General features: G+C 69.5%; 8 protein-coding genes and 1 pseudogene. 2 read left to right on the forward strand and 7 right to left on the reverse strand.

The window, feature by feature from the left end; genetic code table 11:
* A pseudogene (locus NL1_RS34130) lies at positions 1-720 on the reverse strand (Fe-S oxidoreductase); the annotation flags it as partial.
* Positions 721-1138: 418 nt separating this feature from the next.
* Between NL1_RS34130 and NL1_RS34135 the strand changes: the two are divergent.
* A complete protein-coding gene (locus tag NL1_RS34135; RefSeq protein WP_245673719.1) occupies positions 1139-1942 on the forward strand; it encodes a DUF8020 domain-containing protein in 804 nt (267 codons plus the stop codon).
* A 135-nt stretch (positions 1943-2077) separates the two neighbouring features.
* On the opposite strand, the gene NL1_RS34140 is transcribed toward NL1_RS34135, so the two are convergent.
* The 6 genes from NL1_RS34140 to NL1_RS34165 all read right to left on the reverse strand — a co-directional run bounded on the left by NL1_RS34140 (position 2078) and on the right by NL1_RS34165 (position 11606).
* On the reverse strand, positions 2078-2959 hold the full coding sequence (locus NL1_RS34140; RefSeq protein WP_067848607.1) for an NRDE family protein: 882 nt from the start codon (positions 2957-2959) through the stop codon (positions 2078-2080).
* Between the two features lie 120 nt (positions 2960-3079).
* Positions 3080-4324, reverse strand: coding sequence for a S1 family peptidase (locus NL1_RS34145; RefSeq protein ID WP_444980027.1), 1245 nt, complete (start codon positions 4322-4324; stop codon positions 3080-3082).
* A 152-nt stretch (positions 4325-4476) separates the two neighbouring features.
* Positions 4477-5832 (reverse strand): S1 family peptidase, encoded by a 1356-nt coding sequence (locus NL1_RS34150; RefSeq protein ID WP_067848613.1) that lies wholly within the window; start codon positions 5830-5832, stop codon positions 4477-4479.
* Between the two features lie 243 nt (positions 5833-6075).
* The gene (locus NL1_RS34155; RefSeq protein WP_067848615.1) at positions 6076-7209 is read right to left on the reverse strand and encodes a hypothetical protein; all 1134 of its coding nucleotides are present in this window, start codon (positions 7207-7209) and stop codon (positions 6076-6078) included.
* A gap of 40 nt (positions 7210-7249) precedes the next feature.
* The gene (locus tag NL1_RS34160) at positions 7250-9814 is read right to left on the reverse strand and encodes a LuxR C-terminal-related transcriptional regulator (protein WP_067848619.1); all 2565 of its coding nucleotides are present in this window, start codon (positions 9812-9814) and stop codon (positions 7250-7252) included.
* Positions 9807-11606, reverse strand: coding sequence for an Hsp70 family protein (locus NL1_RS34165; protein WP_067848617.1), 1800 nt, complete (start codon positions 11604-11606; stop codon positions 9807-9809). Before NL1_RS34165 ends, NL1_RS34160 begins: the two co-directional genes overlap by 8 nt.
* Before the next feature lie 300 nt (positions 11607-11906).
* Between NL1_RS34165 and NL1_RS34170 the strand changes: the two genes are divergently transcribed.
* A partial coding sequence (locus NL1_RS34170) for an IniB N-terminal domain-containing protein (protein WP_156095180.1) occupies positions 11907-12137 on the forward strand: 231 nt, incomplete at its 3' end.

Below are 12137 nucleotides of genomic sequence, written 5' to 3' on the forward strand. Positions count from 1 at the left end.
CGGGAAGGCCGAGAAGCGGTGCCACGCCACGCCCCACGTGACGTTGCGGCCGACCAGGTACAGGAACGCCATACCCGACATCAGCTTGATGAACGCGAAGACCGACACCATGACCGGGCTGGCGGGCAGCAACTTGGCCACCTGCATGGTGAAGAAGTCGGTCGCGGCGTTGGAGTGGTGGTAGGTCGCGATCTTGCCGGCCTTCACGAAGACCATGCCGAGGCCTTCCATCAGCACGATCGTCTCGATGACATAGGCCGGTGCGAACTTCGAGCCGCTGAAGCGGGACAGGCGCTCGGGCACCCGCGGGTGGTTCAGCTGACGGATGACGATCAGCGCCACGATGCCGACGATGGTGCCGATGCCGAGGATCTCGTCCGTCAGGTGGTAGATCGCCCAGTTACCGACGACCGGCCAGTGGAACTCGGGGTCGAACGTCTGCCCGTATGCCTCGAACCACAGGATGAAGCCGGCGAGGAAGCCGATCATGACCAGCCAGTGCGCCCAGCCGACGGTGCGGAACTTGTTCATGCGGGTGTGCGCGATGAACTCCACGAACATCTGCTTGAAGCGCGGGAAGAACGGTCGCCACCGATCGGGTGCGCCCTGTCCGAGCATGATGGTGCGAGCGATGTTCCTGACGCCGCCGAAGAACGACGCCCAGCACAGGAGGCTGAGCGTCGCCCCAATCGTGCCCAGCGTCACTGTCAGGGCATTCATGTCGCGACCTTTCTTTGAGCAACACGAGCGTTCTGGTGCGGCAGGCCTGCCGCACCGGTTGGCTCGTATCGTAACCGCCAGTAAGTTACCCACCGGTAACTTATGGTGTCTATCGTACGATCGGCATTTGAGGCCTGGCCCCACTTGCTGGGGCTTGACCTAAAATTTACCTGTGATCAATCTCACACAGATTCTCGAGGGTCTGTCGTGAGATCGCCGGTAATCACCGTAAACGCCGAGCAAGTCGTACCAATCGGTAAGGACAGGCTTACTCGGTGGATTCTGTTATGGATCTCGCTTCTGGGCGCTCGTTCGATTACGCTCACGTCCGTTCTGTTTGCTACGCCTGTCTTCACCACCGCTCGGGGAGAATCCGAAGGGGCTGACCGCCTTTCGGGTTGAATGAGAGCTCTCGCGTGTGGAAGCGCGGCGCGCGGACAACACCCCAACCCCTGCTGATGGATTGGAAAACCGAATGAACTTCCGCAGAACCACCGCGGCCGCCGCGTTGGTCATCGGCGCGATGACCGTGGGCATGGGCACGGTCCATGCCGAGCCCGCCGACCCTGCGCAGGCCATCAACTACTCGGTCAAGCTGATCGACCAGACGGTGGTGACGACGCTCAAGGGGGGGACCTTCGAGCTCGCCAAGTCGTCCGAGGATGTCAAGGAAAACGACATCTACCTGATCAAGGACGGTGCGGGCAACACCGTGATCGAGCTGCCGCTCGACTTCAAGGTCGCTGACATCGCGGTGCCGGTGAAGCCCGAGGTCAAGAACGACGGAACGGTGCTCGAGCTGACGCCGGACCAGAACGCCATCCCGGCCGACAAGAAGGCCGACACAAAGGTCAACTCGGTGAGCATGGCCCTCAAGCCGGTCGCCTCCCCGATGGAGAACCAGCGTGCGCAGAACGAGTTCGCTAGCCAGTTCGGCATCGCGACGGCCGTCGGTGGCTTCCTCGGCACCGCTCTCGGCGTAGTTGTCGGCGGCATTGTCGGCGTGGCGGTCGGCCTCGTCGAGTGCCTCACGATTGTCGGCTGCATCGCGGCGATTCCGACGATCGCCGCCTTCGCTGGCATCGGAGGCATCCTTGGCACTATCGCGCTCGGAGGTCCGGCCCTGGCTCTCGCAGGTATGGATCTGATGAACACCTTGCAGGCTCCGGAAGGCACCACCAAGTGGGCCGACAAGCCGAAGGCCGCGCAGGCCGCGAACTGACCCGGCTCTTCACACGACCGGCCCGTTCCCTTCGGGGAGCGGGCCGGTCGTCGTTTCAGCGGTGACAGCCCACCGCGCCCGTCTCCACGGCGCAGTGCCCTACCGCCACAACGTTTCTACGCTCGGCGACCGAGTTCAGCCCGGCAGCTCGAGCGATCCGTGGAAGGCGACCTCCCCGAGCCGGGCGCCCAGTTCGCCGTAGGACCGCTCGGCCATCTCGAACGTGCCGTTCTCGCGCACCAGCAGCACCGTGCTCGCCCTGGTGCCGTGCACCCGGTTGGCGATGAACCGCGCCGACAGCGCCCGCTCCATCTCCAGCGGAACGCCGGTGTGCGGCAGCTGATCGTCGGGGACTTCGGTGCGATCGGAGAGCACGTCGAAATACCGGTCCAGCGCACCGGGATCGGATTCCACGACCTTGCGCAGCTCGGTGAGACCGTCCCGCACCTTGGGCCAGATCCGCTGGGGCGCTTCGAGTTCGGCGCCGGGCGCTGGCTCCGCCGACGTGACGAAGGTGCCGTTGGACAGCCCGTGGAAGCCCGGTGCGAGCGGTTGCGGCGGATTAGCGCTGCGGTTCGAATGCCACCACAGCGCAGCCAGATCCGAGACCACCAGGTTGTAGCCGTTGTAGTCGTCCGGCGCCGCGGCGACCGCTCGCGCGTACTTTTCCGGGCTCGGGAGTTCGCCGGCGGGTTGCCCGTCGTCGCCGCCGCGCAGGAAATCCATCAGCAGCGCTCCACGTGAACGCGCGTCTACGCGTTGGTCATTCGGATTTCGGACGTTGGTCACCGCGGCGAAGCGAGCGTGTGATCCGCCCACGGTCGTACCCAGCCAGGTGCCGGGCGGATCGCCCTCGGCCCTGCCGGCCGCACCCGTGTCCCGCCCCGCCAGCAGTCCGGGTACCTCCGGCCACCACCGCATGGATTCGGTAGGCCGGATGTAGAACTCGTCGCGATTGGCGGCCACGATCAACCGGTACTCCGGGTGTGCGCGCCAACCGATCAACACCAAACACATGTGGTCCAGGATGCCGGAACACCCACCGCGCGGTCACCGGAAAGGGCAGCGAAAAACGATGCGGGAGACAGCGAAAAGGCCGCCCGCGCGCACGCGGACGGCCTTTTCGTGGAGACATGCTCAGTTGGTGCGGATCCGCAGCCCCGGGTTGTCGGAGAGGACCACGCTGACCGGCTGCGCGAACAGCTGCGGCGTGTTGCCGGTGAGCGCGCCGATCAGGTTGGGGATCTCGCAGATCGGGTAGTCGGCGACCGACGAGGCGCTCGAGATGCCGAGGGCGAGACGCCCGGTCACGATCGGGCCGCCGCTGTCGCCGGGCAGGGCGCAGATGTTGGCCGAGAAGCTCTGCGTCAGTTCACGATCGCCGACCTGCACGGTCTGGTCGACGGCGTTGACGACGCCGCAGCTGAATCCGGTGCGCGAACCCGACTTGCAGACCGGGGCGCCGACCACCGGGGTGGCCACGCCGTCGACCGCGATCGGCCCGGCGCCGGGCACTCGCACGCTGTTGTTGGAGAAGCGGTCCGCGAAGGAGTCGTTGATCCGGATGATCGAGTAGTCCTGGTTGCCGAGCACCGACTTCTGGAACGCGCCGAGCTGGGCGCCGCGCCGCTCCTGGGGCAGCAGCTCGTGGACGGCCGACGCATTGTCGAGGTCGGGGTTGCAGTGGCCCGCGGAGATGTTCACGACGTTGCCCGCGCGGTCGGTGCCGTTGAAGCCGAACGAGCAGCGCAGCTGGCTCCCGCCGCCCACCGAGGCGTAGCCGTCGCCGCCTGCCAGCGCGGCCCGGTTGTCGCCCTCGGCGATGGCGGTGCCCTGCGGCAGCTGCTCGGCCGCCACCGGCGGCGCCATCACGATCACCCGCGCCGGGTCGACGAAGCTGGGCATCGGCAGGCCCGCCTGGTCCACCCGCACCGCGATGCTGTTGTTGACGGTGTCGATCACGACGCCGCGCACCAGGGCGGAGACGGCCTCGGGCTGACTCTCCAGCCACCGCTCGAACGCGCTCTTCTCGCCACGCAGCGCGGCTTCGCTCTTGGCGACGTTGCGGACCTCGAACCCGGCCGACTCGGCCGCCTTGCGTGCCTCCTCCGCGCCGGGCCCCTGCGACAGCGCGACGACGGCCTTGCCCGCGTCGTCGAGCCACGCGCCGCCGAAGATCTGCGGGTACTGGCGCTGCGCCGACGTGGCGAAAGCCGCGACCTGCTGGCCGAGTTCGGCGCGGCGCAGGTACTCCTCGGGCGAGATCTTCAGATCACGGGTGACCGCGGCGATGAGATCCGAGGGCAGGCCCGGGGCGGGTTCCGCATTCGCTACTGCCGCCGTCGGTCCGAACAGCATGATCGCCGCCGAGGCGGCGATCACTGAGTTCCGGAACCTGGTCTGTCGCGCGGCTGATCTTGATTGACCCATACGTGGCAGGAGCATTCCCAGACTATATGGGGTCTCGGCCGGTATTCCCACCCGAACCGAAGACCTCGCTGTGCCCTATTCGGACTTATCCGGCGTCGCTACCGTCATCCGGCGTTCGGCCGGGTCCGAACCTGGATGCCGCTGCCGAGGCCGCCGCCCGCGGACTCGTCGATATCGGCGAGGATCGCACGGATCGGAATGCCGAGCGTCGCCGTGCCGCCGTACGGCGCGAGCGCGAGGTTCGCCTCGTTGCAGTCCGGTGCGTCGGCGGCGTTGGAGCCGCTGGTGATGCCGAGCGCCAGGGTGCCCGAGACGATCGCGCCGCCGCTGTCACCGCCGAGGGTGCATGCGGAGCTGGCGAAGCCGCGGATCGTCTTGCTTTCGCCCTCGGCGGTGTAGAGCTGCGTCTCGACCCGGTCCGCGACCACGAAACCGCATGTGAAGGTGGACGACTGGCCCGACTTGCACACCGGCGCCCCCGTGATCGGCTGGGCGGTGCCGGTGATCGACAGGGTGGTGCCGTTGGCGCCGCGCACCGAGGGCTGGTCCATGCCTGCCCGGACGGCGCGGTCGTTCAGCTTGATCACCGAGTAGTCCAGCGCGTTCTGCCCGCCCAGCGTGGCCTGCACGAAGGTGCCGAGCTCGGGGCTGCTGGGGAGATCCTTGAGGTTGGGCAGGTAGACGCCGGCCTGCTGGTTCGCCTTGCCGAGGTTCGGGTCGCAGTGGCCCGCGCTGATGTTGAGCGCGTTGCCCGCCGCGTCCACGCTGTTGAAGCCGAAGGAGCAGACGTCGACGTTGCGCAGCGAGGAGTCGTGCAGCGAGCCGGGCGCGCTGATGTAGGTGTCGCCGCCCATCGGCCTGCGCTCGACTGGGCCGCCGCTGCCGGGGGAAAGGATGACCTTGACGTTGGCGATCAGGGTCGGCAGATTCAGCACGTGGCCCGCGGGAGTGTTCGCGACGCTGAGCACCAGCTGGCTGTTCAGGAAGTCGATGGCCACCGAGTTGATCGCGTTGGACACCTCGCGCGGCAGTGTGGTGATCCACTGGTTGAGCTGCATCAGCGAGCCCTCCAGGCTGTCCGCCGAGACCGGGGCGAGCCGGGTCTGGTAGCCGGCGTCCGCGGCGATGCGGGCGGCGTCCGGCGAGGTCACCGCGACGACGGGCTTGCCGTCGGCGCCGATCCACGCGCCCGCGTAGGAATCCGGGCGCTCGGAGCGGAAGTCGCGGGCGTAGTCGCTGAGCTGCTGGGCACGCGCCGCGCGGTCGAGGTATTCGGTGGGCGTCATCTTCAGATCGCGTGAGATCGCCTCCACCAGCTCCGCGGGCAGCGTATCGACGCTGAGCTGTGGCGGTGCGGGTTCCGCGGTCGCCGTGCCGGACAAGGGAGCCAGAAGAACGGTCGCCACGGCCCCGAGAGAGGCAGCCTTGACCGCGGCGCGACGCGCCACCAACTTGCGCATGAAGTCCCTTCGTCGGCACGGAAGTGCCAGCTAAATCCGTGGGCCCCGGCGGCGAACCCGTTGGCGCACAGTCCTCGTCCAGCGACAGTCCGGTCGTCGCGATACATCGGACGAACCGGTCAGCGCTTCACTCTAGGGCACAAACCCGTTCCGTTCGCTACTAAATGGCTCTGTCGGACGAAGTCCGCCGGAAAGATGCGCATGGCCGCAGTGCAGACCGTGGCACGCCGCAATGGTCCGGAATCACCGAGGATGGTTGTTCCCCGGCGGCTGCCACTGCGGAGTCCACCATTCGTACGGGTCAGAGGGCTGGTACGGCTGCCACGGGTTGGTGTTGCGTGTGGTGGTCGGGCGCGAGGGCGCCGTCGTGGTCGGCAGCGGCGGCGTGGTGGTCGGCTCGGTGGTCGTCGTCGGCGGCGGTAGCGGAGGCGGCGTGGCAGGCTCGATGGTCGGCTCCACGTCGGTGGTCTCGGTGATGACCACCGACGGCTCGGCAACCGGCGGCGGGGCGACCGGGAAGGGCGGGACCGTGGTGCTCGAGGTGCCGGACTGCGCGTCGCGCAGCGGGGGAACGGAGGGGGAGTCGTCGCCGCGGAAGAGCACGGCGACGCCGAGGCCGCCGAGCGTCAGCCCGATCAGCGCGGCGACCGCGATGAGTATCGAGACGCGGCGACGATCGCCGGATTGCACCGCGGGCGTTGGTGTTTCGGCTGGCGTTGCCTCGGTGAGCACCTCGGTCGGCGGCGGCGTCGCGGTCGGCAGCGCCGCGGAGTAGGCCTGCAGGTGGGAGTCCACCGCGGGCACCGCGGGCATCACGTCGGTCACCACGGTCGAGTTCTCGGCCGCGCCCGGATCCGGCGGCGTCGCGCCCGCGGGGGTGGCGAGCACGGAGGCCAGCGCGGCCCGCGCGGCGTCGTAGGAGAACGACTTGCCCGGCTCGGCGGTGTCGACCGCGGGCAGATCGGCCTCGCTGACCAGCACCACCGACTTCAGGCCGAGGTAGTCCAGCGCCTCGCGCAGCGACTGCACCTGCTGGGCGGGCCAGGTGCCGGGATGGGTGGCGTAGAACTCGGCCGCGCCGCTGAGGTGCTCGGTGGTCAGGTTGATCAGGCAGAACAGGGCGGTGGCGACGAGGTCCTCGGCGCGGTAGGCCTCACCGGCGTCGACCGAGATACCGGCGGGGTTGCCGACAGCGCCGACGAAACCGGTGATGGAGTGCGAGTGGTCGGAGGGCGCGTCGCCGCCGAGCACGGTGTCACCCTCGTCGGACATATGGAGCACCGATTCCCGGACGACGTAGTGCAGGTCGCCGGAGTCGGTGACGATCGCGGCGGTGCAGTCCTCATCGGCGATCCGCAGGCCCACCCCTGTGGCCATCACATTCCTCGTTTCGACTTCGATCGGCCCGCCCGGGCGATCACACGAGCAAGGAGCCGTGTCCCATGGCGCGGAGCATTGACAATAACTCCGAGCGGGATCGCGCTCCGATTCGACGTCGGATCCGGGCGACATGATGCTCGACCGTCTTCGCGGAGATGTACAGCCGCGCACCGATCTCCCGGTAGGTCAATCCGAGCAGCACCAGTTCGGCGACCTCCCTTTCCCGCTCGCTCAGGATCGCGGTGCCTTCCGCAGCGGGATCGGGCGCGTTGGACGCGCGTGGTGCGGCGGCGGACGGTGGGGCAGGCTGCTCTTGCGGTTTCGACTCGGCGCGCACCATGCGGGCCAGCTTGAGCAGCGCGGTCGCGGTGCTGGAATCGGCGGCGGACAACGCGGCCTCGCTGGCCAGCCGGGCCGCGTCCCAGGTGAGGCCGATCTCGCGCAGTCCGTTGACAGCCACCTCGACGGGTTTCACCGCGACCTGCCCGCGCAGCACGAGCACCCAGGTGCGGCCCGCGTCCACCAGCACGGCCGCGTGCCGGTCGCCCGCCTCCGCCGCGGCCTTGAGCAGGCGCGCGTGCGGCAGCAGTTCCGCGGGGCTCTCGTGGGCGATGGCCGCCTGCACGCCGTACCAGTGGAAGGCGTTGGCCCAGGCGGGCGGCTGGTCGAGGCGATGAAGCAAGGCCAGCGTCGCCTCGACGAGCGGAGTGATGCGGCGTTCGTCGCGCAGCCGGATGCCCGCGAGCCACAGCTCGCCGATCGGCAGCACGGTGAGCAGGTCGGCGTCCACGTCGTCGAACAGCGGGTGGGCGGCCTGCCAGGCGCGGGTGAGCGCGGCGTGGTCGCCGCCGCGGCGCGCGAGACCGACCGCGACGCCGTGCGCCAGCAGCCGGTCGCGGACGTCGAGCTGATCCCAGTCGAGCGCGGCGACGGTGTTCGCCGCGGCCTGCTCGTCACCGCCGAGCATGGCCGCCCACGCGGCGAGCACCTGGAGTTGATGGCAGCGCAGTCCGCTGGTGGTGGCGCGGCGCAGCGCGTCACCGGCGCGGCGCGGCTCACCGGTGCTCAGGCACAACAGGGTCGCGATCGAGACGGCCGTGCACGGCAGGAAGCGGTCGACGCCGGAATCGGCGTGCGCGGCCTGGATGAGCGCGGAAACCGCTGCGGGCGTTCCGATTCCGTGATCGGCGAGGGAGTTCGACAGCGCGGTCGCGATCAGCTGGGCGTGCGCGCCAGCCTCGGTCGGCGGCCAGTTGCCCGCGGTGCCGGACAGTTCGGTCGCGGCGGGCACATTGCCCGCCAGATACAGCACGGTCGCGCCCACCGCCCAGTCCGGCCCGACCCGGTGCGAGCCGAGCCAGCCGTAGAGCTGGGCCGCGCGGCCGATCAGTCCGCGCCGAGTCAGCACGCCCGCGCAGATCCGCACGGCGTCGGCGAGATCGGGTCCGTCGACGCCCACCCTGGCCAGCACGGGCTCGGCCAGTCGCATCGCGGTCTCGCCGTCGCCGGTGCGCGCGGCGGCTTCGGCCCAGCGCAGCGCGATCTGGTTCGGATCCGCGCCCGCCGCGGCGGCCGCGGCGTAGTAGCGGACCGCTTCCCGTCCGGCGTGTTCGGCTGTGGTGCTGAGGAATTCGGCGAGGCGCGGATCGCGAACGCCGGACTCGGCGAGCAGCAAGGCGGTGTGGTCGCGCAGCAGGCCCGCGTCCAGGCGGGCGGTGAGCAGCCTGCGCTGCACCGCGACGAACCTGCGGTCGCCGAGCATGGTGCGCAGCGGGGCGACCGCGGGGGCGAGCAGCAGGTCGGCGTCGGTCACCAAGGCGGTGGCGCGAGCCCGGTCGATGAGCGTCTGCGCGGCGGTCGATTCGACGCCGAGCACTTCGGTGAGTTCGCTGGAATCCAGCCCGGACCCGGTGGTCGCGACGACCAGGGTCTCGAGCAGATCGGGTTCGAGATTGTCCAACTGCGAGCGCGACCAGTCGGCCACCGCCTCGTCCACGGCGCGGATCCCGGCGTCGAGGCGCGCCGAGCAGGCCGCGGAGAGCGCGGCGACGACACCGCCACGGATACCGCCGGTCTGCTGATGGATGTGCTGCGCGACGGGACGCGGCACCATCATGCCCAATTCCCTGGCGAAGGGCAGGATGTCGGCGACGCCGAGCGGTCGCAGGTCCACGATGCGCCCGCGCCGGGCCACCGCGTCCGCCAAGGCGCGCAGCTGCGGGTCGTGCGGGCGCGGCTGCACCGCGACCACCGTGGTGTATTTTCCGGACTCGACTGCGGTGCAGAGTGTTTCGAGTTCGGACGCGCCCAGGGTGTGAGCGTTGTCGATGATCAGCGCCGGGCGTGGCGCATCCGGGTCGATACTGTCCGCGTTGCCGTGATGCGCGCCGTTCGTCGTCGCCTTCGGTCCGGGAGCTGCGACGTTGTCCTGCAAGGGAATACCGCGTGCGCGCAGGCGCGTGCGGATCACCGAGAGCAGAGTGGACTTGCCGGTGCCGGAGCGGCCGCGGATCAGGTAGACGGCGGGTTCCTGCTCGGCACTGTCGAGTTCGCGCAGGATGTCACGGGCGCTCGGCAGGGTGTCGAACGCCGTGTCAGCCACCATTGCCCCCGAGGATCTCGCCCGGCGCGCGCAGTACCGTGCCGACGGCGCCGCCGACGCCGTCCACCACCTCACCGAGGGGGTCGGTCAGCACGCCGGTGGGGATGCTCGGCTGTTGTGGTTGCTGCGGCTGTTGTGGTTGGGGCTGCGGCGCAGGCGCATTCGGGCCGGGTGTGGGTTGCGGTGCCGGTTGCGGAGCCGCCTGCTCCCCGGGAGCGGCGGCGGGCGCGGGTTGTCCCTGGGTCGGTTGTCCGGGCGCGGGCTGGTTGTTCACCACCACGACCGTGCTCGAGCCGGGGGCCGAGTTCGGCACCGAACCCGGCTGTGAGGCACCGGGTTTCGGTTGCTGCGGTGCGCCGGTTCCTGGATCGGCGGCGGGCGCGTCCGAAGCGGGAGCGCCGGTGCCGCCGGGTGCCGCCACCTCGGCCGCCCCGGGCGACACGGACTGTTCAGGCGAGGGGGAGTTCGCCGGGGAGTGCGCCCCGGTGCCGATCGCGACGGTACCGGTGGCGAGCAGGCCGATCACCACGGCCGCGCCCGCGACGATCGCGGCGCGCTGGCGACCTGTGAGCCTGCGGATCCGGGACTTCGGCAGCGCGTTCTCGGAGCGGCTCGACCGGTCGACGGCGGGCAGTTCCTTGGTCTTCGGCGCGATTGCGGCCGCGGGAACCTCGGCGAGCGCCGCGACCGGGGCGGTGTCGATCGCATTGTCGATCAGCTCCGCGGCCAGCGCGGCCGCCCCGCGTGCGCTCGTGTTGGCAGGCTCGGGCGCGGCGACGACCGGAAGGCCGAACTCGCCCGAGATCAGCTCGCCGACCAACGGGATCGCGCCGCCGCCGCCCGTGAGCAGCACCCGGCTGATGTCGCCGATGTCCAGTCCCGCGCGGTGCACGGTGTCGCGGATCAGGTCGATGGAAGTGAGCAGTGGGCCGCGGATCAGCTCTTCCAGCTCGCCGCGCACCAGGCGAATCTGATCGCCCGCACCGGAAGCGGGATCCAGCCGGACCGGGACCACCGTGGCGGTATTTATGGAAAGCTCTTCCTTCGCTTTTTTACAGCGCTCTCGCAATACCGACAATTCGCGTTCCACCACCGGGTCGAACGGATCGAAATCATTTCCACGCAATGCGTTAGCCAGCACGTAACGCATGGTCAGCAGATCGAATTCCGAACCGGCGACGTCGGTGGAACGCAGCGAGGCGAGCAGCGCCGTCTGAGCGCCGGTGCGCACCACCGAGACGGTGGACCCGGTCGCACCGAGGTCGTAGACGACCAGCGCGCCCTCGCCGAGCGGACCGTGCGCGGCCTCGAGCCACTGCACCGCCGCCGTCGGCTCCGGGACCAGCGTCACCTCGTGCAGGCCCGCGGCGTCCAACGCGGCGCGCTGCACGTCGATGGTGTGCCGCGACCACCACGCCGGATGGCAGGCGACCACGGCGCCGGGCTCTTGCCCTGTGGCATCGGCGATTTCGTCGATCAGACAGGTGACGGCCGCGGCGACCAAGTCCTCGGCCGCGTGCGCGGAACCGTTTTCGGCCAGGATGTCGACAGGATCGCCGACCCGAGCCAAAAACCCTTCCAGCACCGCGTCACTGGAGTGTCTTCCGGTGCGCCGCGCGCCGGACCCGAAGGCAGGCGGGGCGTCCTGGCTCAGACGCAACACACTCGGGTGACTCGCGACGACGCCGCCCGTTGCCGGGCCCGCCTGGGTGTCGCCGATCTCTCCCGTCGTCGCCACGGCGACCGAATTCGACGCTCCGACCTTGATGCCGAGCGCCAGACGCTGTGTCATAGGTGAACCTCGCTGGGGGAAAACCGTGTGATCCGGTAGTCGCTGCTGTGTTGTTCGGTGGTGCGAGATAGCCGCGTGATGCGGCCGACCTGTCAGATCTGTCGGTTGCTGGGGGGCCGCCGTTACCGGGCAGGGGAAGGTGCGGGGGAATTCCCCTAATGGCGGACGGTCCCCTAATGGGTTGCTCCCGTGATTAGTAGGGGTCCGCCCCGTTCCCCGTAACGCGAGGCGTGCCTAGCGTGAAATTCATTCCAACGAGTGCGGATCGCGTGGTCCGCCGATCCCAGGAGACGATCCTCGATGACCCCCAATGTGATTCTCGAGTTCATCCTCGGCCTGCTGCGCGACCGCGAGGCCGCGGTGGGTTACTGCGCCAACCCGGAAGGCGCGCTGGCGGCCGCGGGGCTCTCCGCGGTCACGCCGGAGGACATCGCCGCGGTCGCCCCGATGGTGGCCGAGTCGGCCTTGGTGGCGGGCGGTTCGCAGCTGTCGGCGATCGTCGCGGCGGGCACCTCGGCCGGTGCCGGAGCC

Origin of the sequence: Nocardia lijiangensis NBRC 108240, assembly GCF_001613045.1 — a bacterium.
GTDB classification, from domain to species: Bacteria; Actinomycetota; Actinomycetes; order Mycobacteriales; family Mycobacteriaceae; genus Nocardia; species Nocardia lijiangensis.

What these genes read in the sequence shown, in the direction of transcription:
- NL1_RS34140 (WP_067848607.1), bottom strand. Translation starts at nt 2,959, where the DNA reads ATGTGTTTGGTGTTGATCGGTTGGCGCGCACACCCGGAGTACCGGTTG.
- NL1_RS34150 (WP_067848613.1), bottom strand. Translation starts at nt 5,832, where the DNA reads ATGCGCAAGTTGGTGGCGCGTCGCGCCGCGGTCAAGGCTGCCTCTCTC.
- NL1_RS34155 (WP_067848615.1), bottom strand. Translation starts at nt 7,209, where the DNA reads ATGGCCACAGGGGTGGGCCTGCGGATCGCCGATGAGGACTGCACCGCC.
- NL1_RS34165 (WP_067848617.1), bottom strand. Translation starts at nt 11,606, where the DNA reads ATGACACAGCGTCTGGCGCTCGGCATCAAGGTCGGAGCGTCGAATTCG.